The following is a 24786-nucleotide window of genomic DNA, read 5'->3' on the forward strand; positions in this document are numbered from 1 at the left end:
GCCGCCGGGTCGGTTCCTTCCTCGCCCGGCGGCAGGGCTCCGTCCTCCTGGACGCGCTCCGCGCGTCCTACGCGCTCACCCGCACGCCTTCCCGTTCCCGTCCGGATCCAGCCTCAGCGGGTCGTCCTTCCCGTTCACCCTCAGGTTCCTGTAGCCGTGCTGCCCGAGCCACTCGCACCGTGCCTTCGTCGTCGGCGCGACCTTCGCCGGGAACACCGCCGGCACGCACACGTTCTCCGCGCCGTAGTGGCGGTCGCAGCCCGCGATCTGCGGGTCCACCTTCGCCGACGTCCGCTTCGGTTCCTGCTTCTTCTCCGCGGAGTGCGGCATGCCGCCCGCGAAGCCGTGCACCATCGGGCTCGCATCCGCCGCGGTCGCCTGCGGTCCGCCCAGGTGCACCCAGGACGCCACGGACGGGACGCCGGCCGCGTCGACCGCGAAGAGCATGTACCAGCCGGGCGGCGCCAGGTTCGGGTTGCTGGTGACGTTCAGGTCGATCGTCTTCCCGTCCGAGCCGACGCTCATCGGCAGGTCGACGAAGCGCTGATTGGGGTCGGAGGAGTGGGTGACGGCCGCCGGGCGGATCAGCTGGGCCTTGACCACCGGGCGGTCCACCGTGATCCGCTGCGTGCTCGCGTAGCTCCACCGGTCCGTCGCGACCGACGTGATCTGCGGGCGCGCGCCCTTGTAGAGGTACGGCGGGGTGTAGATCGACACGTGGTCGTCGAAGGTGCCGTTGCCGGGGTTGTCGCCGACGGCCATCACCCGGCCGTCGGGCAGCAGGAACGCCGACGAGTGGTACGTCCGCGGGATGGGGTCCGTCGCCAGGCCCGGCTGGAAGGTGTTCGCGGCCGGGTTGAACATCGACGCCTCGTAGACGGGGTCGGCCCGGTCGTGCAGGCCGCCGCCCGTCTCCAGGACCTTTCCGTCCGGGAGGAGGACCGCCGAGACGTACATCTTGCCCTGGCCGCCCGTCTGCGGCTTGCGGCCCTGGCCCTGGTCGACCTCGCCCTGCGGCAGCAGCGGGCCGGGCGTGTACGCCGGGTTCGGCTTCTTCAGGTCGATGATGTCCGTGTGGCGGTTCGCCTCGGGGTTCGTGTTGACGTTGCCGCCGCCCATCGTCAGGACGCGCTGGTCCTGCGCGGGCGGCAGCAGGACGCTCGCGGACTGGTCGCGGTGGTCCTTGTCCTGCAGCCCCGGCACGTCCGTGATCTTGTTGGTGCCGTAGTCGTAGACCGACGCCCCCGTGCCCGGCGTGCCGTTGCCGAAGACGTGGCTGCCGGAGTAGAACAGCCGCCCGTCCTGCATGAGGATCATCGACGGGTACAGGCCCCAGTACGACCAGGTCTGGTTGACCTCGTTCATCGGCAGCCACTTCTGCTGCGCCTGGCTGAACTTCTCGGTGGTGACGCTGCCCGTGGAGTCCTCGCGCAGCCCGCCGAAGGAGATGACGTCGCCGTTGCCGAGGATCGTCGCGGACGGGTACCAGTGGCCGTCGTTCATGTCGTTCGTCTTCACGTACGACTCGCTGGACGGGTCGAAGAGGTACGAGTCCTTGAAGCCCTCGTAGCCGTGGCTGCCGTCCGCCGCCGGGTAGGCCTTGTTGCCGCTCATGATCAGGACGCGGCCGTCGGAGAGCTGCACGTGGCCCGCGCAGAACATGTCCACCGGGGTCGGGATGGTCTTCATCGCCCCGGTCCTCGGGTCGTAGACCGCCGACGTGAACGTGCCCGCCTTGAACATCTCCGGGTCGTTGCCGGAGCCCGCGACGAGCAGCACCTTGCCGTTGCGGAGCACGACCGAGTGCATGCTGCGGACGGGGTTCTTGAACGGCATCACGGCCCAGCTGCCCTTGGTGCAGGCGGCGCCCGCGGTGCAGACGTCCCCGGGCGCCGGCTGGGTGGCGTCCTCCATCACGTAGTCGTCGGTGGTGACGGTGCCCGTGCCGTACACCGAGACGCCCCAGGTGATCTGGTCCGTTCCGGGCGGGACGACGGGCGTGCGGACCTGCGCGCGCGTGTATCCCGCGCTCACCGGCAGCGTCTTGAGGTCGGTCCAGTACTGCCAGCCGTCCTTCACGTCGTGCCGGAAGACGGTGACGGACGCGTCAGGGGTCGTCGACTTGTACCAGAGGGACAGGTCGTACTGGTGGGACGGGCTCACGTTCGGCGCGCAGGAAGTGTCCTCCAGCATCAGGGCCTTGCGGTCCCCGCTCAGCCGCCGGGTGAGCGTCACCGACATCGCCCGCCCGCCGCTGTGGGCCTCGGCGGCGCCCGTGAGCGCGTACGTGAAGTCGTTGTCGCCCCAGCCGGACTTCTGCCAGCACGTCGGCTCGCCGTTCGCGCGGACGGACTCGAAGCCGGGGTTCACCAGCAGGTTCGAGCCGGCGCTGGCCGGGCCCGGGGCCGACAGCAGCAGGCCGGCGGAGGCCGTGCAGGTCACGAGCACCGCCGTCGCCAAGCGTGCGCGTCTGCCGCGTCTGCGGCGTCCCCTCAGCGGGTTCCGTCCCGTGGTCAGTGGCATCCGTCCGTCCCTTCTCCACAATGCCGCTCGCGGCTCTCCGGGCCCCTGGGGGCCTTGCGCGGCAGATAGACCAGGGCCTCCGTCGCCGCGAAGCGCAGCACGAAGGTCGTCAGCAGGGCGATGACCGTCGCGTGCAGCACTTCGAGGTGCAGCACGCCGACGAACAGCGCGATGAGCGGGATCCGCAGCAGCAGATCGGCGTTGGCGAGGAGCGCGAAGCGGCCCACCCGGTCCGCCCAGTGGCGGTGGCGGCGCCGGTCGCGGAAGAGCAGCACCTCGATCAGGAGGAAGTTCCACAGCACGCCGAGCTGGTTGGCGGCGATCTCCGCCGGTACGTAGTGCAGCCCGGCGCCCGTCAGCAGGTGCAGGCCCAGCAGGTTGGGCAGGAAGCCGGTGAGGCCGATGAGGCCGAACACCAGCATGCGGGCCCAGGGGGCGGAGGTGCGCAGCGTCGTGAGGTGTCCCAGGAAGCGGAATCCTTCGCGGGCCGAGGACTTGGACTCGCCGGAGAAGCGGTCCTGGAAGGCGAACGGCAGCTCGGTGACGGAGGCCGGGCGGCAGCGCACCGCCAGCTCCATGAGGATCTTGTAGCCCAGGGGGCGCAGCTCCTCCGTCGTCGCGACCGTCTCGCGCCGGACGGCGAAGAAGCCGCTCATGGGGTCGCTGATGCCGCGCAGCAGCCGGGGGAAGGCCCCCTTGGCCAGCCAGGTCGCGGCGCGCGAGACGGCGACGCGGCGGCCGCCGGCGAGCCCGGCCCGGCTGCCACCGGGGCGGTAGCGGCTGGCGACGACGAGGTCGGCGCCCACGCGCGCCCCCGCCTCGACCAGGTCCGGCACGAGCTCGGGCGGGTGCTGCAGATCGGCGTCCATGACGACGATCCAGCCGGGCTCCCGCGTGCCCGCCGCCCGGATGCCCTCGACGACGGCTCCGCCCAGCCCGCCCACGGGTTCCCGGCGCCGGATGACCGTGACGGGGTACGGGCAGGTGCGCGCGGCCTCCCGGATCGCCTCGGCGGTGTCGTCGGTGGAGTCGTCGACGAAGACGACCTCGCAGGAGGAGAGGCGGGCGGGCAGGGCCGCGCCGAGGCGGCGCAGCAACTCCCCGACGTTCCCGGCCTCGTTGAAGGTGGGGACGAGGACGGTGACCGCCTCGGTGACGGCGCGCGGGGCGCCGGTGGTCACCTCGGGGGAAACCTCGGCGGGAACCCCGGCAGAGGCCTCGGCCCCCCGGCGCGGGCCGGTCTCGAAGAGCGTCACGGGGCGGCCTCCAGCAGTGCGACCCGCGGACCGGACGGCTGCGGACCGGACGGCTGCGGACTGGCCTGCGACGTGCCGGCCTGCGACGTGCCCGCCCGGGCGGCCGCGACCCCGACCCGCCGGATCTCGATCCGGTCCTCTCCGCGCCCGAAGGCCGCCACCACCTCCGAGTGCTCCAACGCCCCCTTGACCACCGGCAGATGGGAGGCGTCGCGCCGCACCGTCGGCGAGGCGACCACGTAGTCCAGGTCCTGCCACCCCCGCGGCAGCGTCCTGCTCACGGCCGGGTCCAGGTCGGCCTTGTAGAACCAGATGGCGCCCGTGCCGGGGGCGTAGCCGGCGTGGACCAGGTCGAGCCAGATCGCGTCGTCGGCGAGGATGCGCGTACGGGCGGGGTCGGGGACGTTGCCCCGGTCGGCGAGCCAGGCCTTCGCCGCGCGGTAGGGGCCGTTGACGTCGGTGGTGAGGGCGGCGCGGTCGCCGTCGTACCAGCGCGGCACCACGTACGCGGCGGCCGTCACCGCGAGCAGGACGAGCGCGGTCCAGCGCGCCGCGTACCAGCGCCGGCGGAAGCCGGGCCGGGTGCGCAGCAGCGCGCAGCCCACGGACGCGGCCGCTCCGGCGAGGGCCAGGGACAGGAACGGCAGGGCCTGGATGATGTACATGGCGGGCAGGTAGCCCGAGGGGCGCATGGCCACGACCGCCAGGATCAGCACGGCCAGCGCGGGCCCGGCGAGCGCCCGGCCGGTCACGGAGCGGCGGAAGGAGGCCAGGAGCACCACGGCCGCGGCGAGGCCGCCGATGGGCAGCACCCGGTCGTAGTAGAGCCAGGAGCCCAGCACGTCGTGCGCGGCGGACGAGGGGTCGAGGAGGAAGCCCGAACCGGCCCGGCTCATCTGGTACGTGATGCCGTCGACGAGCGAGACGTGCCCGGGCCCGGGGAACAGCTCGTGGTTGAGCAGCGCGAACAGCGGGTACGCCAGGCCGAGCAGCGCGCACACGGTGATCGCGCCCGTCACCGCGAACTTGCGGGTGTCGCGGTGGCTGTGCCGCCACATGGTCACCAGCAGCGCGGGCAGGACGACCAGCATGGTCTCCTTCGACAGCACGGCGACCGCGGCGGCCACGCCCGCGCCGAAGTGGTGCCACAGGTGCCGGCGGGGTGAGGCCGCGAGGCAGAAGGCCAGCAGCATCCACATCACGGCGAGGTTGTCGAGGAAGATCTCCCGCTGCAGGACGACGGCGAGCGGGGACAGCCCGAACAGGGCCGTGGCCAGGCCCGCGGCCCACAGCTGCAGGCCGAGCCGGCGCGCGAGCGCGTGGAGGAGGACGCAGCTCGCCGCGGTCACCACGAGCATCGCGCAGCGCATCGGGGCGACCGTCAGCGACTCGGGAGAGAGGAGCGACGGCAGCCACGTCAGCGCGGCTATCTGGATCCAGCCCAGCGGCGGGTGGTCGTACCAGTAGGTGTAGTGGGCTAGGCCCTTGCCCTGCTGGACGGCCCACGCCTGGGCCAGGTACGTGCCCTCGTCGTCGCTCAGGCCCGGGTAACCGGTGATGTTCCAGCCCTGGACGAGCAGGACGGCCGCCACCAGCAGGCCGCACAGCAGCAGGTCGGGGCGGGAGCGGCGCAGGCGCAGCACGGGGCGGGCGGTGATCCGGGCCGTGGCGTGGTGAGGGGCCGCCTCCGGGCGGGCCGGGGCGGCGGGGAAGGTGGCGGTCACGTCGTGACGTCCTCTCGGGTGAGGTGCGCGCCGGCGTGGGCGGTGAGCTCCCACTCGTTGCGGCCCCGCTGCTCGCGCCAGACCGCGCGGATCGCGGCGCCGGCGAGGAGCAGCTGGTAGAAGGGCCCGCCGAGGACGAGCTTGAGGTAGTGCGCGAAGCGCACGCGCAGGCCGTACTGCACGCCGAAGTCGTGCAGGCCGACGATCTCGAAGACGAAGGTGACGAAGGCGGTGACGGCCGGCAGGAAGGTGAGCACCGCGACGTACACGGGGACGTGGAGCAGGAGCGTCACGGCGATGTTGAGCGGCACGACCACGCCGGTGAAGGCCTGCAGGAACGGTGTCATCAGGGTGTAGCGGGCGAGCATCCGCTGACCGAAGCCGGGCAGCCGGTGCCAGTCGCGCTTGCGGTAGACCTGCAGGAAGCCCTGGTTCCAGCGGGTGCGCTGCTTGAGCAGGCTCATCAGCGAGCCCGGCGTCTCCTCGCGGGTGACCATCTCGGGGTCGTAGGCGACGACGACGCGCTTGCCCTTGCTGGAGAGCCGCACGCCCAGGTCGCAGTCCTCGGCGAGGCAGTCGGCGTCCCAGCCGTCCGCCTCGCGCAGCACCTCGGTGCGGACGAAGACGGTGTTGCCGCCGAGCGGGATGAAGCCCTTCTCCGCGTGCAGGTGCAGCCGGCTGCGGAACCAGAAGAAGTACTCCAGGCAGTTGCGCAGGCTGTACCAGCTGGAGTGGAAGTTGATGAGCTGGACGCCGCCCTGCACGACGTCGGCGCCGGTGCTGCGGAAGGCGTGGTCGACGTGCGCGAGCAGCGCCGGGTGCACCTGGTCCTCGGCGTCGAAGACGCCCACCACGTCGCCCAGGCAGTGGGGGAGCGCGGTGTTGAGCGCCTTGGGCTTGTTCTTCACGGCATGGGTGTCGGTGATCACCCGGACGCGGTTGGGCGCCGCGGCGGCCATCCGCTCGGCGACCTCCGCGGTCTCCGGGTCGTCGTGCCCGACGATCACGAGGATCTCGTAGCGCGCGTGCGTGGACTCCAGCAGGCGCCTGACGGTGTGTTCGAGGACGGCCTGCTCGTGCCGGGCGGGCACCAGCAGGGAGAACGACAGGGCGCCGGTGTCACCGGCCGGCTCGAAGCGGGTCGCCGCGAGCGTCTCGGGCGTGCGCCAGGCGTGCATCTGCCACCACAGCGTGAAGGCGGCCATCCAGAACAGCGCCAGTGACACGGCGCAGACCAATACGGACGTGAGCAAAGATGTCCCCCCTAGACATGAATGCCGTGGGCGCGCCCGGCAGCGCTGAGTCAGCCACGAGCCGCGCGGCGGCCAAGACCCCCCGGCCGCCACAGCAGCGTTGAATGCCCCCTCACGCGACTCCCCAGTGCGCGTGTGTCCCCCTTCGCAGGAGAGAGTAAGGGGGGCGGGTGAAACTCAGGTGCGTAATTGATAAATCCTGTGTTTCCGAACTTACGGTCGATGCAGGGGAGTTGGGGCATTGCCGGACCGTTCGGGCCTTCCGCCGGGCCCCGGAGAGTGGGAAACTGCCGCGTATGCGGGCATTGAGGCGCCTACGGGGACGATCGGTGCTGTGTGCAGGGGGTGCGGTGGCGCTCACGGCCGCGGCCGTGGCGGGGCTCACCGGCTGCCGTCAGGAGGGCCCGGGCGGGCTGGACTCGGTGATCGTGGCCGTGACCGCCGACAAGCGGGCCACCGGCCGCCTGGAGCACGACGGCTATCCCGTCCAGTGGCTGACCTGCACGGGCAAGGCCGAGGACCCCGGCGTGACGGAGAAGGGCGGGGCGCGCCCGGTCAACGCCGTCGGCGTCGACTGCGACGGCCGCACCAGCGGCGGGCAGAAGATCATCGTCTACGGGCGGGTGACGGGCCTGTACGACGACTCGTGCGTGCAGGGGAGGCTGACGGCGAAGGTCGACGGGAAGTCGGTCTTCACGGCGAGCGTCCTCGGCGACTGCTCGGGCAGCGGCGTGACGAACGGCGGCGGCGACTGCGGCGGCGGGGGAGGTGGGGGCGGGGACAGGAGCACCGGCAACGACGGCGGCAAGCACGGGAAGAAGGACGACAAAAACTGGCAGGAAGGACATCACCAGTCCAAGTAGGGACATCGCCGAGCCGCCCGGAGAACCGCCGCGGACGCCCGCTTACCCTTGGTCCATGTCCGAAGAGTCCCCGCTCCTCAAGAGCCTGCGTACGGCCGTCGACGCCGCACCCGACGACGTGCCCCTGCGCCTGCACCTCGCCCAGCTGCTCCTCGACGCGGGGCACGTCCAGGACGCGATCTCCCAGGTCGCCGCGGCCCTGCAGCGGGAACCGGGCAACGCGGAGGCGCAGGCGCTGATCGCCCGCGCCGTCGCCCCGCCGGTGACGGCCCCGGCCGCGGCTCCTGCACCGGCCCCGGCTCCTGCGCAGGCCCCTGCCCAGGCCGCCCCCGCGCCCGTACCCGCGCCCGCCGAGGCCCCGGACGGCGCGCCCGCCGAACCGCCCCGCTACGACTGGAAGCAGGCCGAGGACGAGCTGTCCGACGTCATCCCGCCGCGCTTCGTGGAGTCCTCGGAGCCGGAGCCGCCGGAGGGCCGGCAGCCGCAGCCGAAGACGCTGTCCGCCGACGGCGAGGACGACCCGGCCGGCGTCAGCGCCTGGGACGTCGAGAGCGCGGACCTCTCCCTCGCCGACGTCGGCGGCATGGACCAGGTCAAGGAGCGCCTCCAGGCCGCCTTCCTCGCCCCCATGCGCAACCCCGAACTCCGCAAGCTCTACGGCAAGAGCCTGCGCGGCGGACTGCTGATGTACGGGCCGCCCGGCTGCGGCAAGACGTACATCGCCCGCGCCGTCGCCGGCGAGCTGGGCGCCCGCTTCATGACGGTCAGCATCACCGACGTCCTCGACATGTGGATCGGCAACTCCGAGCGCAATCTGCGCGAACTCTTCGAGACGGCCCGCCGCAACGCCCCTTGCGTCGTCTTCCTCGACGAGCTGGACGCCCTCGGCGCCAAGCGCAGCCAGCTCCGCCACTCCGGCCTGCGCACCACGGTCAACCAGCTGCTGACCGAGCTGGACGGCGTGGACGCCCGGGCCAACGAGGGCCTGTTCGTGCTCGCCGCCACCAACCACCCCTGGGACGTCGACCCCGCCCTGCGCCGCCCCGGCCGCCTCGACCGCACGGTGCTGGTGCTGCCGCCCGACGAGCCGGCCCGCGAGTCGATCCTGCGCCACCACCTCAAGGACCGCCCGGTGGCCCGCATCGACCTGCGCAAGCTGGTCAAGCGCACGGACGGCTTCTCCGGCGCGGACCTGCGCCACCTGTGCGAGAGCGCGGCCGAGCGCGCCCTGATGGACTCGGTCCGCACCGGCCAGGCCCGCATGATCGAGACCGACGACCTGCTCGCGGCCCTCACCCAGCTCCGGCCCTCGACGGGCCCGTGGTTCGACTCGGCCCGCAGCGTCGCCCAGTTCGCCAACGAGGGCGGGCAGTACGACGAACTGCTGGCGTACTTGAAGAAGAAGAGGATGCTGTGAGCGACGCACGCGCGGCCGCCGGGCTGAAGCCGACGACGAGACCCGCACCGCTGCGCCGCGCGGGCGGAGAAGCGAACGGAACAACACTGTGAGCAATACCCCCTACGGTGGCGGGCATCCGAACGTGGCCCGGGCCGAGGCGCTGCTGAGCGTCGGCCGGATCGACGAGGCCTGTGACCTCCTCACCGCGCACACGAAGGAGGTCTCCCACAAGGACGCCGACGTCTACGCCCTGCTCGCCTGCTGCTTCTACCGGAAGCAGGCGTGGCCGGCGTGCCTGGTCATGGCGGAGTCCACGCTCAAGCTCAACCCGTCCCACACCGACGGCCACATCTACCGCAGCGAGGCGTTGTGGCGCCTCGGCCGTGCGGACGAGGCCGTCACCGCGGCCCGCGAGGCGGTACGGATCTCGCCGCACCACCAGACGCCCTACCAGTCGCTGTCGGCGGCCCTGCGCGCCGCCGGTGATCTCGACGGGGCCCTGGCGGCCGCGAACGAGTCCGTGCGCGTCAGCCCGGAGTCCGTGAACTCGCACTTCGCCCGGTACTCGGTCCTGATGGACATGGGCGACCAGGCCGGTGCGCAGCAGGTGATGCGCGACGTCCTGAGCTTCGCCCCCGAGGACGCCGATGCGCGCGCGATCCTCGCGGGGCTCAGGGACGAGGCCCGCGAGCTCAGGCTGCCGGAGCTGGCCAAGGAGTACGCCGCCGCGCTGGGGTCCGACCCCACGAGCGCGTACATCACCGCCAAGCTGGAGGACGTCGCCCTGCGCCTGGTGCGCCGCACCCGCTGGGTCGCGCTGATCTGCCTCGTGTACGCGGCCGTCGTCTCCCGGGCCTTCCCGACCGGCGACGACCCGACCTCCCTGCCCGCGCCGCTCGGCCCGCGGATGTGGTTCTTCTTCCTGATGTGCGTGGGCTGGGGGCTGTGCGTCTGGCGCACGTACTTCAAGCTGCCGAAGGGCGCCCAGCTCACCCTGCTGTCGGTGATCCGGCGCGCCTTCGCCGCGAAGCTGGCCGTGGCGCACTCGCTGTGGGGAACGCTCTGCGCGGTGCTGCTGGTGACCGTGCCGTGGACGGACCGCGGCTACGAGCAGGCGCTCGTGTGGATCGGCGCCGTGCCCGTGGTGCTGGCCATGTGGTGGGGGAACGCCCGGCGGCGCAACGAGCGCGAGGAGGCCGAGAAGGCGAAGGAGAAGCGGCTGAAGAGCGCCCGCGAGAGGGAATCGGAGGCCGCCCGGTAACATCCGGACGGTACGAGCCGACGACGCGTGAGGAGCCCACCGGTGGCGGGAGAACCGCAGGCCGACTGCCTGTTCTGCAAGATCGTCAAGGGGGAGGTGCCGGCGACGGTCGTCAAGGAGACGGAGACCACCCTCGCCTTCCGGGACATCAACCCCCAGGCGCCCGTGCACGTCCTGGTCATCCCCAAGGTGCACTACCCGGACGCGGCCTCCCTCGCCGCGGCCGAGCCGGTGATCGCCGCCGACGTGCTGAAGACCGCGGGCGAGGTGGCTCTCCAGGAGAACGGGGACAAGGGCTTCCGCATCGTCTTCAACACCGGCGCCGGCGCCGGCCAGACCGTCTTCCACGCGCACGCCCACGTCCTCGGCGGCCGCGGCTTCAACTGGCCCCCCGGGTAGGAAGAACCCCCTTGTCCGTACGTGAACTCGTCGTCCTGGGCACCGCCAGCCAGGTTCCCACGCGCCACCGCAACCACAACGGCTACGTCCTGCTCTGGGACGGCGCCGGCCTGCTCTTCGACCCGGGCGAGGGGACCCAGCGGCAGATGCTGCGCGCCGGGGTGGCGGCGCACGACCTGAACCGGCTGTGCGTCACCCACTTCCACGGCGACCACTCCCTCGGCCTCGCCGGGGTGATCCAGCGCATCAACCTGGACCAGGTGCCGCACCCCGTCACCGCGCACTACCCGCGCAGCGGCAAGCGCTTCTTCGAGCGCCTGCGGTACGCCACCGCCTACCGCGAGACGGTGCAGCTGGCCGAGGAGCCCGTCTCCGGCGAGGGCGGGGTGCTGGCGGAGGAGCCCTCGTACCGCCTGGAGGCCCGCAAGCTCTCGCACCCGGTCGAGTCCTACGGCTACCGCCTGGTCGAGCCCGACGGGCGGCGCATGCTGCCCGAGCGGCTCGCCGCCCACGGCATCGGCGGGCCGGACGTCGGGCGGCTGCAGCGCGAGGGCGCGGTCGGCGGGGTCACCCTGGACGAGGTGAGCGAGGTGCGGCGCGGGCAGCGGTTCGCGTTCGTGATGGACACCCGGCTGTGCGACGGGGTCCACGAGCTCGCCGAGGGCTGCGACATGCTCGTCATCGAGTCGACGTTCACCGACGAGGACGCGGCCCTCGCCGCGGACCACGGCCACCTGACGGCCGGGCAGGCCGGCCGGGTCGCCGCGGAGGCGGGAGTGCGGCACCTTGTGCTGACGCACTTCTCGCAGCGGTACGACGACCCGGCGGTCTTCGAACAGCAGGCCCGGGCGGCGGGCTTCGAGGGTGAGCTCACGGTCGCCCGGGACCTGATGCGCGTTCCCGTGCCGAAAAGGCGCTAGGGAACGGGCCTACGGGAGGAAGTACATCGGGTTCGGCAGCTTGTAGGTGTGCTGCGCGTACCCGCCCTGCAGGTCGCTGTGCTGGTCGCCGAAGTTGGCGACGATGCGGTAGCCCTGGGACTCGATGTGCTTGCGCGTGCCCGCCTTGTACTCGACGGTGGTGCACGTGGCGCCGCACGGCAGGTACGCCGGCGGCGTCTTCTTGTTCTTCAGGTAGAAGTGCGCGGGGTCGGCGGCGGGCTTGTAGCCGGCGTTCTTGAGGTTGCGCACGCTCCAGTCGCGCTGGTGCTCGCCGCGGCCGGTGACGTAGAAGACCGTGATGCCCTTGGACTGCGCCCAGTTGACCAGCTGCGGCATGCCGAAGACCGGGGCCATGTCGGTGGACTTCAGGTACGCGTCCTGGGACTCGGGCGTGAAGTGGAAGCCGACCTGGAGCTCGTAGTTGTAGGTGAGCAGGGTCGTGTCGTCGAGGTCGAGGACGATGGCGGGCTTGGCGGCGCCCTTCCTGTCCTTGCCCGCCTGGTTCTTGACGACCTTCTCCAGCTGCGCCTTCGCCTTCTTCTCGATGTCGGCGACCTGCTTGGCGTAGTTGCTGTCGGGCGAGGCGTGGTGCTGGCCGTTCTTGTCGACCGTGTCCCCGTAGTAGGCCTTGATCTTGTCCGTCACCTTGGTGAGGTTCGGGATCTCCTTGTCCGTGCGCGGCACGGAGTTCTCCGCGCCGGCAGCGCCGGCCGTGTAGAGGCCGGCGCCGACGGCGAGTGCGGCGCCGGCCGCGGCGATGCGGGCGCGCTTGGACGCAAGGCTGAGCTGCACGTGTTGACTCCTGAGTAGCAAGGGCGGTGCAGCGCGAAGCTAGGGCCTTGCCAGGGGCAGGTCAAGCAAGTGCAGGTCAAGCCTTGTCTACGCGGGTAGGGGCGTCGTCTCCCCTCCCGGGCGCCGGACGGGCCCGCGCCCGGCCCGCTCCAGGATGCGGGCCGCGACCGCCGGCGAGTCGACCAGCGGGTGCAGGGCCAGGGCGCGCAGCGCCGCGTCGCGGTCCTCGTGCACCGCGGCCGCGATCGTGGCCCGCTCGACCGCCTTGAGCTGCAGCATCAGCCCCAGCTGGTCCTCGCGCAGGGGCCTGCACGGCAGGGGGCGGGCGCCCTGGGCGTCCACTTCGCACACCGTCTCGATGATGGCCTCGGGGGCCAGCCCGGGGACGGTCGTGCCGTTGGGGACGTTGAGGATCAGGCGCGTGGGCTCGTCCCGGGCGATGGCCCGCATCAGTTCGAGCGCCACCTTGTCGTAGCCGCCGCCGTCCAGGTCGCAGGAGTCCCGCTGCCAGCCACCGCTGGCCGCGCGGCTCTCGGCCATGTAGGTCGACTCGCGCTGCAGCCGGGTGCGCTCCCACAGCTCGTACGAGTGCTCCGGCGCGGCCGCCGCCTCGGTGAAGAAGCCGCTCTGCTGCTGGTCGAGGAACTGGCCCCGGGTCTCGGGGGATTCCAGCACCGAGCGCAGGGTCTCGCGGCGGAAGTAGTAATAGTGCAGGTATTCGTTCGGCAGCGCGCCCAGGGCGCGCAGCCAGTCCGCGCCGAAGAGCTTGCCCTCCTCGAAGGAGGCGAGGGCCTCGTCGTCCGCGAGCAGGCGCGGCAGCAGGTCCTCGCCGCCGACGCACAGCGATCTGAGCCAGCCGAGGTGGTTGAGCCCCACGTAGTCGAAGGTCACCCGATCCGGGTCGGCTCCGGCGGCCCGCGCCGCCCGCCGCACCAGCCCCACGGGTGAATCGCAGATGCCGATGACCCGCCGCCCGAGAACGGCCGACATTGCCTCCGTCACCATGCCCGCGGGGTTGGTGAAGTTGATGACCCAGGCGTCGGGGGCGACCGCCGCCACCCGTTCCGCGATCTCCAGGGCCACCAGCACCGTGCGCAGCCCGTACAGGACCCCGCCCGCGCCGACGGTCTCCTGTCCCAACACCCCTTCGCTCAGGGGGATCCGTTCGTCCAGCACCCGGCCGGCCGTGCCGCCCACCCGGATGGCGGAGAACACGAAGTCGGTGCCGCGCAGCGCGTCGTCCAGGCCGTGCGCGATGCGCACGGAGGGGGCGCCGGGCACCCCGTCGGCCTGCGCCGCCAGCACCGAAGCGATCACTCTCATGCGCAGGGAATCGGTGTCGTAGAGCACGAGTTCCGTACAGCGGCCCGGGGTGTCGCGCCGCGCGTCGTCCAGGAGGGCCCGGTGCACCAGAGGCACCCGGAACCCGCCACCGCCGAGAATCGTCAGCCTCATATTCCGGAAGGTACCTCAGCATCGGGCACACTGTCCGGATCCGCACCCCGTGAGAGGAGCAGCGAGCGCGTATGACGACCTCTTCGCCCCACTCGACGCCCCGGCAGGACATCCGGAACGGGCACTGCCCGGGCGAGCGCACCGAGGGATTCGAGTTCCAGGGGGCGGCTCCCGTCCTCGACCCGCTGGCGGAGGTCCGCTCGGCGGACGACCCGCCCACCGACGTGTACCTGACCGGAACGGTCTTCCTCGACATCATCTTCACGGGCCTGGACTCGGCCCCCGTGCGCGGCACGGAGTCCTGGGCCCGGGGCATGGGGTCGAGCCCGGGCGGCATCGCCAACATGGCCACCGCCCTGGCCCGGCTGGGCCTGCGCACCTCCCTCGCCGCGGCCTTCGGGGACGACATGTACGGCGAGTACTGCTGGGAGGCGCTCGCGCAAGGGGAGGGGATCGATCTCGGCCTGTCGCGCACGGTGGCCGGGTGGCACTCGCCGGTGACCGTCTCGATGGCCTACGAGGGCGAGCGGACGATGGTCTCGCACGGGCACGAGGCGCCGCCGCCCGGTGCCGGAGGGGTGCCCGCGCCCGAGTGCCCGCCGCCCTCGCGGGCCTGCGTGGCCCTGCTGGTGCCGGGCCGCGAGGAGGAGTGGATCGCCCGGGCGGCGGCCCGCGGCAGCAGGGTCTTCGCGGACGTCGGCTGGGACGAGACCGGCCGCTGGGACCCGGCCGACCTGGCGGGCCTGGAGCACTGCGAGGCCTTCCTGCCCAACGCGGAGGAGGCCATGCGCTACACCCGCACCGACTGCCCGCGGGCCGCCGCCCGCGCGCTCGCCGAGAAGGTCCCGGTCGCCGTCGTCACGATGGGGGAGAAGGGCGCCTTCGCGGTCGACAGCCGCACGGGGGAGAGCGCGGAGGTCCCGGCGATCGCCGTCGAGGCGCTCGACCCCACGGGCGCCGGCGACGTCTTCGTCGCGGGCTTCGTCACGGGCACCCTGGCCGGCTGGCCGCTCGCCGACCGGCTCGCCTTCGCCGGGCTGACGGCCGCCCTGTCCGTACAGGAATTCGGAGGGTCGCTGTCGGCCCCCGGGTGGGTCGAGATCGCCGCCTGGTGGAAGCACGTGCGGTCCTACGACGACCAGAGCCCGGCCGTCCGCCGCCGCTACGCCTTCCTCGACGGCCTGCTGCCCGCGGCCGCCCGGCCCTGGCCGCTGCGCCGGGCCGTGCCCACGCTCGGTTTCCGCAGGCCCTAGCCGCGGGGCCCGCGCGGGCGGGCCCCGCGCAGCCGGAAAAGCCCTCGGGCTCGTGCGCCTGCCGTCGTACCCTGGTATTCCAAGGATTTCCGGACCCGTCCGGACACAGGAGTGCAGAAGAGAGGCGATGAGCAGGCCATCGGGCCGGCCCATGACGCAGACACCCACACGACCGCAGGCGACGGCGAGGTTCACGGTCCCGGCCAAGCACCCCATGGTGACGGTCCTGGGCTCGGGGGACTCCCTCCTGCGGGTCATCGAGAAAGCGTTCCCGTCGACGGACATCCACGTACGGGGCAATGAGGTAAGCGCCACCGGGGAGCCGCGGGAAGTCGCCCTCGTACAGCGCCTGTTCGACGAGATGATGCTGGTGCTCCGCACGGGTGCGCCGATGACGGAGGACGCGGTGGAACGCTCGATCGCCATGCTCAGGGACGAGGAGCAGGGGGCCGAGACCCCCGCCGAGGTCCTCACCCAGAACATCCTCTCCAGCCGCGGCCGCACCATCCGGCCCAAGACGCTCAACCAGAAGCGCTACGTCGACGCGATCGACAAGCACACGGTCGTCTTCGGCATCGGCCCCGCCGGCACCGGCAAGACCTACCTGGCCATGGCCAAGGCGGTCCAGGCCCTGCAGTCCAAGCAGGTCAACCGGATCATCCTGACCCGGCCGGCCGTCGAGGCGGGCGAGCGGCTCGGCTTCCTGCCGGGCACGCTCTACGAGAAGATCGACCCCTACCTGCGCCCGCTCTACGACGCGCTGCACGACATGCTCGACCCCGACTCCATCCCGCGCCTGATGGCCGCCGGGACGATCGAGGTCGCACCGCTCGCGTACATGCGCGGCCGCACCCTCAACGACGCCTTCATCATCCTTGACGAGGCCCAGAACACCAGCCCCGAGCAGATGAAGATGTTCCTCACCCGGCTCGGCTTCGACTCCAAGATCGTCATCACGGGCGACATCACCCAGGTCGACCTCCCCGGCGGTACGAAGAGCGGACTGCGCCAGGTGCGGGAGATCCTCGAAGGGGTGGAGGACGTCCACTTCTCCCTGCTCACCAGCAACGACGTCGTCCGGCACAAGCTCGTCGGCCGTATTGTCGACGCGTACGAGCAGTACGACAGCCGAAACGAAAGCACCCCCCGGTAAAAAAACGATGGCTATCGACGTCAACAACGAATCCGGCACGGACATCGACGAGCAGGCGGTCCTCGACATCGCCCGCTACGCCCTGGCCCGGATGCGCATCCACCCGCTCTCCGAACTCTCGGTCATCGTTGTCGACGCCGAAGCCATGGAGCAGCTCCACATCCAGTGGATGGACCTGCCCGGGCCGACCGATGTGATGTCCTTCCCGATGGACGAGCTCCGTCCCCCGGCCAAGGACGACGACGAGCCCCCCCAGGGCCTGCTCGGCGACATCGTGCTGTGCCCGGAGGTCGCCAAGAAGCAGGGCGAGGACGCGCCCACCGGGCACTCCATGGACGAGGAGCTCCAGCTGCTCACCGTCCACGGCGTCCTCCACCTCCTCGGCTACGACCACGAGGAGCCCGACGAGAAGGCCGAGATGTTCGGCCTCCAGGCCGCCATCGTCGACGGCTGGCGGGCCGAGCGCGGGATCGAGGGGCCCTCCCCGGCGCCCACGATCACGTGACCGGCCGGCTGATCGCGGTCGCGGTCCTCCTCCTGGTCGTGGCCTGGCTCGCCGCCTGCGCCGAGGCCGGCCTCGCGCGGACCACCCGGTTCCGCGCGGAGGAGGCCGTCCGGTCCGGGCGGCGCGGCAGCGCCAAGCTGATGGCCGTCGCCGCCGACCCCACCCGCTACCTGAACGTGGCCCTGCTCGTCCGCGTCGCCTGCGAGATGGCGGCCGGCGTGCTGGTCACCTACGCCTGCCTGCAGGAGTTCGAGAAGACCTGGCAGGCGCTGACCGTCGCCATCGCCGTCATGGTCCTCGTCTCCTACGTGGCCGTCGGCGTCTCCCCGCGCACGATCGGGCGCCAGCACCCGCTGGGCACCGCCACCGCGGCCGCCTACGTCCTGCTGCCGCTCGCCCGCGTCATGGGCCCGGTGCCGCAGTTGCTGATCCTCATCGGCAACGCCCTCACCCCCGGCAAGGGCTTCCGCAAGGGCCCCTTCGCCTCCGAGGCCGAGCTGCGGGCGATGGTCGACCTCGCGGAGAAGGAGTCCCTGATCGAGGACGAGGAGCGCCGCATGGTGCACTCCGTCTTCGAGCTCGGCGACACCCTCGTGCGCGAGGTGATGGTGCCGCGCACGGACCTCGTCGTCATCGAGCGCGGCAAGACCATCCGCCAGGCCCTCACCCTCGCCCTGCGCTCCGGCTTCTCCCGGATCCCGGTCACCGGCGAGAGCGAGGACGACATCGTGGGCGTCGTCTACCTCAAGGACCTCGTCCGCAAGACGCACATCAGCCGGGACGCGGAGTCCGAGCTGGTCTCCACCGCGATGCGGCCGGCCGTCTTCGTGCCCGACACGAAGAACGCGGGGGACCTGCTGCGGGAGATGCAGCAGCAGCGCAACCACTGCGCCGTCGCCATCGACGAGTACGGCGGCACCGCCGGCATCGTCACCATCGAGGACATCCTCGAGGAGATCGTCGGCGAGATCACCGACGAGTACGACCGCGAGCTGCCGCCCGTCGAGGAGCTGGGCGAGGGCCGCTACCGCGTCACCGCCCGCCTCGACCTCGGCGACCTCGGCGAGCTCTACGGCTTCGACGAGCTCGACGACGAGGACGTGGAGACGGTCGGCGGCCTGCTGGCCAAGTCCCTGGGCCGGGTGCCGATCGCGGGCGCCGTGGCCGAGGTCGACCTCGCCGACTACGGGCTCGGGGAGCCCGGCGGCATCACGGGCCTCCGCCTGACGGCGGAGGCGGCGGCGGGGCGCCGGAACCGGATCGTCACGGTGCTGGTGGAACCGGTTCGCTAGGGCGCTGTGCCTCGTGGGGTACGCGCGGGTTCCGCCGGGCCGGCCATTCCGCCGGACTCACGCCGTGGAGGTGCCTCGCCGTTGCGGCGGCCTCTTCCTCCGCCGCAACGGCGAGGCGCCACGACGTGGCTGACCGGCGGTGCCGTGCCGGGCACGGGCCGCCGGTCGCAAGGGGTGCCCTGCGCGGTCAGCGTGCTGTGCTCCGGCCGCGCAGGCCCACCGCCACCAGCACCGCCACCGCCGCCACGACCGCCGCGTCCACGCCCAGGCCCAGGCGGATGCCGCCCAGCGTCGCCGACGCGAACCCGGAACCGCTGTCCTGGAGCGAAGCCGTCCGGGCCGAGGACACCGCGCTCAGCAGCGGGATCCCGATCGTGAGCCCGACCTGCTGCGAGCTGGTCACCAGCCCCGTGGCCAGACCCTGCTCGGTGTCCGGCAGGCCCGACGTCGCCGTCACCCCGTAGGCGACGATCGCCCACAGGTGCCCGACGCAGGCGACGCTCGCCGCCACCAGGGCCAGCCACGCACCCGAGGCGTCCTGCCCCAGGGCGAGCAGCGCGGCCGAGAAGACGGCCTGGACGGCCAGGCCGGCGATGAGCGTGGTGCGGGTGCCGAAGCGGGCGATGACCCGCGGCGCGGTCATGCCGGCGGCGACGGCGAAGACGCCCTGCACACCGAAGACCAGGCCCGTGCGGAAGGCCGAGAGCTCCAGCACCTCCTGCAGGTAGAGCGTGAGCAGGAAGACGACGGTGCTCATCATCGCGAAGGTGACCAGTCCGGCCAGGTTTCCCCAGGCGACCGTCCGCCGCCGCAGCATCGGCAGGGAGACCAGCGGCTCGGCGGCCCGGGACTCGACGACGACGAACGCCACGAGCAGGCCGGCGCCCAGGGCGAGCGCGACGAGGACGTCCACGCCGCCGAAGCCCCGCTGGGCCGCGGTCGACAGCCCGTAGATGAGGGCCAGCAGACCGCCGGTGACGGTCACCGCGCCCGGTACGTCGATCCGGGGCCGCTGCGGGTGCCGGGACTCGGTGAGCAGACCAGGTGCGAGCGCGAGGATGCCGAGGCCCGCCACGGCCAGCAGGCCCATCGTCGAGCGCCAGCCGAGCGTGTCGGTCATGACGCCGCCGAGCACCATGCCGATGGTGAAGCCGAGGGAGAGCAGGGTGCCGCTGATGCCCAGGGCGCGTTCGCGCTGCGGGCCCTCGGCGAAGGTCGTGGTCAGCAGCGACATGCCGGTCGGCACGATGACGGCCGCGCCGAGCCCCTGCAGGGCGCGCCCCGCGAGGAAGACGGCCGGTGCCCAGGCGAGCGTGGCGAGCACGGAGGCCGCGGTGAACAGCGCGAGCCCGGCCAGGAAGACGCGGCGCCGCCCGTAGAGGTCGGCGATCCGGCCGGAGAGCAGCAGGAAGCCGCCGGAGGGCAGGGCGAAGGCGGTGACCGCCCACTGCAGGTCGGCCTGGCCCATGCCGAGGTCGTCGCCCAGGACGGGCAGGGCCACGTTCAGGATGGAGAAGTCGAGGGCCACGATGAACTGCGCGGCGCACAGCACGAGAAGGACCAGCTTGTCGCGGGCGGACATGCCCGGCCCGGCCGCGGCGGCCGCACCGGAAGGGGTCGTACGGGGAGGGGAGTCGATCGCCATGCGCCCACCTTCCGGCGCGCGGAAGAAACGTGGGGAGAGCGTGCTTATGGTGGTGGCCGCACCACCAGGCAAGGGGGAGAGATGACCGTACAGACGCGTCGTCGCCAAGAGCTGCGTGACTTCCTGATGACCCGTCGGGCCCGGGTGTCCCCGGCCGACGTGGGCCTGCCGGACGGCGGGGGCCGCCGGCGCACGCCCGGACTGCGCCGCGAGGAGGTCGCGGTCCTCGCGGGCGTGGGCGCCTCCTGGTACCAGTGGCTGGAGCAGGGGCGGGACATCACCGTCTCGCCGCAGGTGCTGGACTCCGTGGCGAACGTGCTCAAGCTGAGCGGGGACGAGCGCCGGCACCTGTACGTGCTCGCCGGGCTGAACCCGCCGCAGCCGCAGTCCCCGTACGACCCGGACTACCTGTGCGAGGGCCTGCAGCGGCTGATCGACGGCTGGATGCCGTACCCGGCGCACATCATGGACCCGTACTGGAACCTGGTCGCCTTCAACGACTCGGCCCGCATGGTCATCGGCTTCCGCCGGAAGCCGCGGCCGAACTGCCTGGTCGACTTCTTCACCGACCCCGCCTACCGCGCCCGCGCGGCGAACTGGGAGCAGAACGCCCGGCGGGTCGTCGCCCAGTACCGCGCCGCGTGCTCGGAGCGCCCGGACGACGAGGGGTTCCAGGAGATCGTGGCGGAGGTGGCCGCGGCGAGCCCGGAGTTCGTGGAGTTGTGGGCGCGGGGCGACGTGCAGGCGGGCGGCCAGCTGGTCAAGGAGTTCGACCACCCGGTGGCCGGGCAGCTGTACCTGGAGAGCACGCACCTGCGCGTGCCGGCCCGGCCGGACCTGACGATCGTCATGCACAACCCGGTGCAGGACACGGGCACGGCCGCGAAGCTGGAGTGGCTCGTCTCGCCGGAGGGCCGGCGGGGCGGCATGTACTCGGTCGCGGGCTGAGGCGGGACGCCGGTGCGGGGCCGCCGTGGTCCCATGGGCTTTGCCCTGTGCATACTTCGGGCAGACCTTCCCTTTACCTAAGGATTCCTCGTGTCCGCTGCCCTGCGCCGTGGCGCCCTCGCCGCCGTCGCCGCCGCGTCCCTCCTGGCCCTCTCCGCGTGCGGGGGCGGCGACGAGGGCGGCGCGCCGCCGTCCGCCGCGCAGAGCAGCGGGCCGGCCGGCGGCAGCGCCGCCCCCGCCCCGGGCGCCCCGGGCAAGGACAAGGGGGCCCGTCCCCTGACCGCCGAGCAGGCCAAGGCGGCCCTGCTCACGCCCGGCGACCTGCCGTCCGGCTGGGAGGTCAACAAGGACATCCCGGCCTACGACGTCGGCGCGACCGGCATGCAGTTCGGCAAGGCCGACAAGGCCGCGTGCCAGCCCCTGCTCGACGTCTTCGTCGGCGCGGACAACGGCCCCAAGGCGCAGGCCCACGCCATGACCGACCTCAAGCAGGCCGGCGAGACCGGGATCCAGATGACCCAGGGCGTCACCTCCTACCAGGAGGCCGAGGCCGTCAAGATCATGCAGCAGAAGATCGACTTCGGTGCCTGCGGGAAGTTCGCGGCCAAGGGTGCCGACGGCACCACGGACCAGGCGGCCGGCAGCGAGCTGACGGTGCCCGCGCTCGGCGACGGGGCGCGCGGCGTGCGGGTGGCCTTCGCCGCGACCGAGGAGGGCGTGAGCATCCAGCACGACATCGCGGCCGTCCGCGTCGGCGGCACCGTCGTGACCGTCTCCCAGGCGAGCTTCACCACCGCCGACACGGCCGCCTTCGAGGCGTCCCTGCGCAAGGCCGTCGAGAAGGTGCGGCAGGCGCAGCGGAAGGCCGGCGGCAAGGCCTGATCCCGGGGCGGTCGGACGGACCGGCGCTGCTTATGCTCCCCGGTATGACGGAGACGACGCTGGACCCCGAAGACCGCAAGATCATCACGCTGGCCCGCTCCGCGCGCGCCCGCAACGGCGTGCCCGAGGGCGCCGCCGTGCGCGACGAGACCGGCCGCACGTACGTGGCCGGCACGGTCGCGCTCGACTCGCTGCGGCTCAGCGCGCTGCGGACCGCGGTCGCCATGGCCGTCGCGAGCGGCGCGAAGTCCCTGGAGGCCGCGGCCGTCGTCTCCGAGGCGGACGCCGTCCCCGCGGAGGACCGCGCGGCCGTACGCGACCTGGGCGGCCCCGCCACCCCCGTGCTCCTCGCGGGCCCCGACGGCACCCTGCGCGCCAGGGTCGACGCGGGCTGAGCCGTGGCGCGGAACGAGACCCGGCCGGCTTCGCCTGGTTCATGGGGGCCGGCCGGGCGGCGCCCGCGGCAGGCCTGAGGCCCTACGGCCCGCCCATGGCCCGCCACGGCCCGTCGCAGCGCCCGGCACCGTCCGGACGGGACGGGCCGCTGGTCGGCGGGTGGGCCGGGATCGGGGAGAATGGCCGGTATGGATAACGCCTCGTCCCCCTCCCGGGCCCCCCACCGCGCGGGCTTCGCGTGCTTCGTCGGCCGCCCCAACGCGGGCAAGTCGACCCTGACCAACGCACTGGTGGGGACGAAGGTCGCGATCACCTCCAACCGTCCGCAGACCACGCGCCACACCGTGCGTGGCATCGTGCACCGGCCCGACGCCCAGCTGGTGCTCGTCGACACCCCCGGTCTGCACAAGCCGCGCACGCTCCTGGGCGAGCGGCTCAACGACGTGGTCCGCACCACCTGGGCCGAGGTCGACGTCATCGGCTTCTGCCTGCCCGCGGACCAGAAGCTCGGCCCCGGCGACCGCTTCATCGCGGGCGAGCTGGCCGGGATCAAGAAGACCCCGAAGATCGCCATCGTCACCAAGACGGACCTGGTGGACTCCAAGGCGCTCGCCGAGCAGCTGATCGCCATCCAGCAGCTGGGCGAGGAGCTGGGCATCCAGTGGGCGGAGATCGTCCCGGTCTCCGCGGTGGGCGACAAGCAGGTGTCGCTGCTGGCGGACCTGATCGCGCCGATGCTGCCGGAGAGCCCGCCGCTCTACCCCGAGGGCGACCTCACCGACGAGCCCGAGCAGGTCATGGTGGCCGAGCTGATCCGCGAGGCCGCGCTGGAGGGCGTGCGCGACGAGCTGCCGCACTCCATCGCCGTCGTCGTCGAGGAGATGCTGCCGCGGGAGGACCGGCCGGCGAACAAGCCGCTGCTGGACATCCACGCCAACGTCTACATCGAGCGCCCCAGCCAGAAGGGCATCATCATCGGCCCGAAGGGCGCCCGCCTCAAGGAGGTGGGCATGAAGTCCCGCAAGCACATCGAGGCGCTCCTCGGTACCCCGGTCTACCTCGACCTGCACGTGAAGGTCGCCAAGGATTGGCAGCGCGACCCGAAGCAGCTGCGGAAGCTGGGCTTCTAGGCCCTGGGACCGAGGTCCGTCCGGCACCGCCGGGCTGTCACGTCGTGGTGTCCCGCCGCTGCGGCGGAAAGACATGCCCGCCGCAACGGCGGCGCACCCCCGCGGCGAGGGTCCGGCGGAATTCGCCGCCACCGGGCCCCGGTGATCCGCCGGATCCGCCGGACAGGCACTACGCGCCCTCCCGTAGCACCAGTCTGATCAGCTCGCGCTGATCATGGCTGACATGAGGGTCCGCGCAGTGCACCGTGCGGCCGTCCACGTCGATCTCGTAGTGGAAGCCGTCCGGCACCCCCCGCACGGCCGCCGCCTCGGCGGGCGACGCGGCGAGGGCGCGGTGGGCCAGGGCCTGCACGTGGGTGGCGTCGGGCCGGCCGGAGGTGTCCAGCTCGGCCCGCCGCTCGATGCCGGCGAACCCGCCGGTCCGGGTGATGACGATCCGCATGGCGTCATTCTCGCCCCGGCGGGCGATCCCTACGAGGTGGGGACGCCCACCTCCTCCCACGCCTTGAGGACGGCCTGGACCTCGTCGCCGTCGCCGTAGAGCGTGCGGGCGGTGGCCACGGTCAGCCGGGAGAAGTCCGCGAACTGGGCGTCCTCCTTGAGCTTCCCGCTGGTCAGCGTCGCGTACCAGACCTTGCCCGCGCGCTCCCAGGCGTTGCCGCCGAGCCGGGTGGCCACCAGGTAGAAGGCCCGGTTGGGGATGCCGGAATTGATGTGCACCCCGCCCTGGTCGCGGGAGGTGCGGACGAAGTCGTCCATGTGGCCGGGCTGCGGGTCCTTGCCGAGGACGTCGTCCTCGTAGGCCGTGCCGGGCTCCTTCATGGACCGCAGGGCCACCCCGCGGTCCACGCCCGGGCCCAGCAGCCCCTGGCCGATCAGCCAGTCGGCCTGGTCGGCGGACTGCCCCAGGGCGTACTGCTTGATCAGCGAGCCGAAGACGTCCGAGACGGACTCGTTCAGCGCCCCGGACTGGCCGTAGTACTCCAGGTTCGCCGTGTACTGGGTGACACCGTGGGTGAGCTCGTGGCCGATGACGTCCACGGGGATGGTGAAGTCCAGGAAGACGTCGCCGTCGCCGTCGCCGAAGACCATCTGGTTGCCGTCCCAGAAGGCGTTGTTGTAGCCCTCGCCGTAGTGGACGGTGGCGTCCAGCGGCAGGCCCGCGTCGTCGATGGAGCGCCGGCCGTACGCCTTGAGGTACAGATCGAAGGTGGCGCCGAGCCCGGCGTAGGCGCGGTTGACCGTGGCGTCCTTCGACGCCGGGTCGCCCTCGCCGCGCACCTTCTTCCCCGGCTGGGTCGCCCGGTGCTCCGCGTCGTAGATCGTCCGGCGGGGGCTGTCGGAGGGGGTGCCCGCAGGGGCGGCGAGGCCGCGCAGGGCGGTGACCCGGCGCCGGGTGCGCTGCGCCGAGTCGTGCTCCAGGGTGCGCTGCGCGAGGTCGGCGCGCGCGGAGTCGTCGGACCGTGCGAGCTTGTCGAGCACGTGCGGCGGGACGATGGTGCAGAAAACGCTCTTCACGTTGTCACTCATGGCCTGAATCTGGCAGCGGCTCCCGGCCTTGTCAGGCCCCGGTGCGCCGATTAACACAATCGAGTGGCACCGTTCCGTGTTCCGCCCGTGTCCCGCATGCTGGAACGCCCGTACCGCATCCCGTCCGGCTCGGCTACCGTGCTGTGCATCATGCGTTTCGGGCTGCTTCTTCTTAGCTGCCGCGGC

General features: G+C 72.3%; 22 protein-coding genes. 13 read left to right on the plus strand and 9 right to left on the minus strand.

Going from position 1 to position 24786, the window contains the following annotated elements; genetic code table 11:
- Positions 1 to 75: 75 nt before the first annotated feature.
- The 4 genes from ACFPP6_RS03895 to ACFPP6_RS03910 form a co-directional block, all read right to left on the minus strand.
- Positions 76 to 2523 carry a galactose oxidase-like domain-containing protein gene (locus ACFPP6_RS03895; protein ID WP_382037221.1) on the minus strand — a complete coding sequence of 816 codons (2448 nt, stop codon included), beginning with the start codon at positions 2521 to 2523 and terminating at the stop codon, positions 76 to 78.
- Positions 2514 to 3704 carry a glycosyltransferase gene (locus ACFPP6_RS03900; protein ID WP_382037709.1) on the minus strand — a complete coding sequence of 397 codons (1191 nt, stop codon included), beginning with the start codon at positions 3702 to 3704 and terminating at the stop codon, positions 2514 to 2516. The genes ACFPP6_RS03895 and ACFPP6_RS03900 overlap by 10 nt, the downstream gene beginning before the upstream one ends.
- Before the next feature lie 71 nt (positions 3705 to 3775).
- Entirely contained in the window at positions 3776 to 5503 is a 1728-nt protein-coding gene (locus ACFPP6_RS03905; RefSeq protein WP_382037224.1) for an ArnT family glycosyltransferase, read from the minus strand.
- A complete protein-coding gene (locus tag ACFPP6_RS03910; protein ID WP_206329644.1) occupies positions 5500 to 6708 on the minus strand; it encodes a glycosyltransferase in 1209 nt (402 codons plus the stop codon). The genes ACFPP6_RS03905 and ACFPP6_RS03910 overlap by 4 nt, the downstream gene beginning before the upstream one ends.
- Positions 6709 to 7106: 398 nt before the next feature.
- Between ACFPP6_RS03910 and ACFPP6_RS03915 the strand changes: the two genes are divergently transcribed.
- The 5 genes from ACFPP6_RS03915 to ACFPP6_RS03935 all read left to right on the plus strand — a co-directional run bounded on the left by ACFPP6_RS03915 (position 7107) and on the right by ACFPP6_RS03935 (position 11598).
- The gene (locus ACFPP6_RS03915; protein WP_382037227.1) at positions 7107 to 7619 is read left to right on the plus strand and encodes a hypothetical protein; all 513 of its coding nucleotides are present in this window, start codon (positions 7107 to 7109) and stop codon (positions 7617 to 7619) included.
- Positions 7620 to 7674: 55 nt separating this feature from the next.
- The gene (locus ACFPP6_RS03920; RefSeq protein ID WP_382037230.1) at positions 7675 to 9036 is read left to right on the plus strand and encodes an ATP-binding protein; all 1362 of its coding nucleotides are present in this window, start codon (positions 7675 to 7677) and stop codon (positions 9034 to 9036) included.
- An 88-nt stretch (positions 9037 to 9124) separates the two neighbouring features.
- Positions 9125 to 10279, plus strand: a complete 1155-nt coding sequence (locus tag ACFPP6_RS03925) for a tetratricopeptide repeat protein (protein WP_382037233.1) — start codon at positions 9125 to 9127, stop codon at positions 10277 to 10279.
- A gap of 42 nt (positions 10280 to 10321) precedes the next feature.
- A complete protein-coding gene (locus tag ACFPP6_RS03930) occupies positions 10322 to 10678 on the plus strand; it encodes a histidine triad nucleotide-binding protein (RefSeq protein ID WP_382037236.1) in 357 nt (118 codons plus the stop codon).
- A gap of 11 nt (positions 10679 to 10689) precedes the next feature.
- Positions 10690 to 11598 carry a ribonuclease Z gene (locus ACFPP6_RS03935; RefSeq protein WP_382037239.1) on the plus strand — a complete coding sequence of 303 codons (909 nt, stop codon included), beginning with the start codon at positions 10690 to 10692 and terminating at the stop codon, positions 11596 to 11598.
- 9 nt (positions 11599 to 11607) lie between these two features.
- Here the strand turns inward: ACFPP6_RS03935 and ACFPP6_RS03940 are convergent, their stop codons facing one another.
- Together ACFPP6_RS03940 and ACFPP6_RS03945 are read right to left on the minus strand one after the other, a co-directional pair.
- On the minus strand, positions 11608 to 12411 hold the full coding sequence (locus ACFPP6_RS03940) for an HAD family acid phosphatase (protein WP_382037241.1): 804 nt from the start codon (positions 12409 to 12411) through the stop codon (positions 11608 to 11610).
- Between the two features lie 87 nt (positions 12412 to 12498).
- Positions 12499 to 13866, minus strand: coding sequence for a 6-phospho-beta-glucosidase (locus ACFPP6_RS03945; RefSeq protein WP_382037244.1), 1368 nt, complete (start codon positions 13864 to 13866; stop codon positions 12499 to 12501).
- A gap of 71 nt (positions 13867 to 13937) precedes the next feature.
- Here ACFPP6_RS03945 and ACFPP6_RS03950 point away from each other — a divergent pair, with 71 nt between their 5' ends.
- From ACFPP6_RS03950 to ACFPP6_RS03965, 4 genes are all read left to right on the plus strand, one after another.
- On the plus strand, positions 13938 to 15119 hold the full coding sequence (locus ACFPP6_RS03950; protein WP_382037247.1) for a carbohydrate kinase family protein: 1182 nt from the start codon (positions 13938 to 13940) through the stop codon (positions 15117 to 15119).
- A 151-nt stretch (positions 15120 to 15270) separates the two neighbouring features.
- Positions 15271 to 16272, plus strand: a complete 1002-nt coding sequence (locus ACFPP6_RS03955) for a PhoH family protein (protein WP_168095636.1) — start codon at positions 15271 to 15273, stop codon at positions 16270 to 16272.
- A gap of 7 nt (positions 16273 to 16279) precedes the next feature.
- Positions 16280 to 16777 (plus strand): rRNA maturation RNase YbeY, encoded by a 498-nt coding sequence (gene ybeY, locus ACFPP6_RS03960; protein WP_030368892.1) that lies wholly within the window; start codon positions 16280 to 16282, stop codon positions 16775 to 16777.
- Positions 16774 to 18069 (plus strand): hemolysin family protein, encoded by a 1296-nt coding sequence (locus tag ACFPP6_RS03965; protein ID WP_382037250.1) that lies wholly within the window; start codon positions 16774 to 16776, stop codon positions 18067 to 18069. Before ybeY ends, ACFPP6_RS03965 begins: the two co-directional genes overlap by 4 nt.
- Positions 18070 to 18256: 187 nt before the next feature.
- Here the strand turns inward: ACFPP6_RS03965 and ACFPP6_RS03970 are convergent, their stop codons facing one another.
- The gene (locus ACFPP6_RS03970; protein ID WP_382037252.1) at positions 18257 to 19714 is read right to left on the minus strand and encodes an MFS transporter; all 1458 of its coding nucleotides are present in this window, start codon (positions 19712 to 19714) and stop codon (positions 18257 to 18259) included.
- Positions 19715 to 19795: 81 nt separating this feature from the next.
- On the opposite strand from ACFPP6_RS03970, the gene ACFPP6_RS03975 reads away from it, so the two are divergent.
- The 4 genes from ACFPP6_RS03975 to era all read left to right on the plus strand — a co-directional run bounded on the left by ACFPP6_RS03975 (position 19796) and on the right by era (position 23070).
- Positions 19796 to 20662, plus strand: a complete 867-nt coding sequence (locus ACFPP6_RS03975; protein WP_382037255.1) for a helix-turn-helix transcriptional regulator — start codon at positions 19796 to 19798, stop codon at positions 20660 to 20662.
- A gap of 90 nt (positions 20663 to 20752) precedes the next feature.
- Entirely contained in the window at positions 20753 to 21544 is a 792-nt protein-coding gene (locus tag ACFPP6_RS03980) for a hypothetical protein (RefSeq protein WP_382037258.1), read from the plus strand.
- Between the two features lie 44 nt (positions 21545 to 21588).
- A complete protein-coding gene (locus tag ACFPP6_RS03985) occupies positions 21589 to 21939 on the plus strand; it encodes a cytidine deaminase (protein ID WP_382037261.1) in 351 nt (116 codons plus the stop codon).
- A gap of 189 nt (positions 21940 to 22128) precedes the next feature.
- Positions 22129 to 23070 (plus strand): GTPase Era, encoded by a 942-nt coding sequence (era, locus tag ACFPP6_RS03990; RefSeq protein ID WP_382037263.1) that lies wholly within the window; start codon positions 22129 to 22131, stop codon positions 23068 to 23070.
- Between the two features lie 169 nt (positions 23071 to 23239).
- Here the strand turns inward: era and ACFPP6_RS03995 are convergent, their stop codons facing one another.
- On the minus strand, positions 23240 to 23512 hold the full coding sequence (locus tag ACFPP6_RS03995) for a protealysin inhibitor emfourin (RefSeq protein WP_382037266.1): 273 nt from the start codon (positions 23510 to 23512) through the stop codon (positions 23240 to 23242).
- Between the two features lie 29 nt (positions 23513 to 23541).
- Positions 23542 to 24600, minus strand: a complete 1059-nt coding sequence (locus ACFPP6_RS04000; protein WP_382037269.1) for a M4 family metallopeptidase — start codon at positions 24598 to 24600, stop codon at positions 23542 to 23544.
- Positions 24601 to 24786 lie beyond the last annotated feature (186 nt).

Origin of the sequence: Streptomyces aureoversilis (assembly GCF_042657885.1) — a bacterium.
Taxonomy (GTDB): domain Bacteria; phylum Actinomycetota; class Actinomycetes; order Streptomycetales; family Streptomycetaceae; genus Streptomyces; species Streptomyces aureoversilis.

What these genes read in the sequence shown, in the direction of transcription:
- ACFPP6_RS03895 (WP_382037221.1), bottom strand. Translation starts at nt 2,523, where the DNA reads ATGCCACTGACCACGGGACGGAACCCGCTGAGGGGACGCCGCAGACGC.
- ACFPP6_RS03910 (WP_206329644.1), bottom strand. Translation starts at nt 6,708, where the DNA reads ATGGCCGCCTTCACGCTGTGGTGGCAGATGCACGCCTGGCGCACGCCC.
- ACFPP6_RS03920 (WP_382037230.1), top strand. Translation starts at nt 7,675, where the DNA reads ATGTCCGAAGAGTCCCCGCTCCTCAAGAGCCTGCGTACGGCCGTCGAC.
- ACFPP6_RS03945 (WP_382037244.1), bottom strand. Translation starts at nt 13,866, where the DNA reads ATGAGGCTGACGATTCTCGGCGGTGGCGGGTTCCGGGTGCCTCTGGTG.
- ACFPP6_RS03950 (WP_382037247.1), top strand. Translation starts at nt 13,938, where the DNA reads ATGACGACCTCTTCGCCCCACTCGACGCCCCGGCAGGACATCCGGAAC.
- ACFPP6_RS03955 (WP_168095636.1), top strand. Translation starts at nt 15,271, where the DNA reads ATGACGCAGACACCCACACGACCGCAGGCGACGGCGAGGTTCACGGTC.
- ybeY (WP_030368892.1), top strand. Translation starts at nt 16,280, where the DNA reads ATGGCTATCGACGTCAACAACGAATCCGGCACGGACATCGACGAGCAG.
- ACFPP6_RS03970 (WP_382037252.1), bottom strand. Translation starts at nt 19,714, where the DNA reads ATGGCGATCGACTCCCCTCCCCGTACGACCCCTTCCGGTGCGGCCGCC.
- ACFPP6_RS03975 (WP_382037255.1), top strand. Translation starts at nt 19,796, where the DNA reads ATGACCGTACAGACGCGTCGTCGCCAAGAGCTGCGTGACTTCCTGATG.
- ACFPP6_RS03985 (WP_382037261.1), top strand. Translation starts at nt 21,589, where the DNA reads ATGACGGAGACGACGCTGGACCCCGAAGACCGCAAGATCATCACGCTG.
- era (WP_382037263.1), top strand. Translation starts at nt 22,129, where the DNA reads ATGGATAACGCCTCGTCCCCCTCCCGGGCCCCCCACCGCGCGGGCTTC.
- ACFPP6_RS03995 (WP_382037266.1), bottom strand. Translation starts at nt 23,512, where the DNA reads ATGCGGATCGTCATCACCCGGACCGGCGGGTTCGCCGGCATCGAGCGG.
- ACFPP6_RS04000 (WP_382037269.1), bottom strand. Translation starts at nt 24,600, where the DNA reads ATGAGTGACAACGTGAAGAGCGTTTTCTGCACCATCGTCCCGCCGCAC.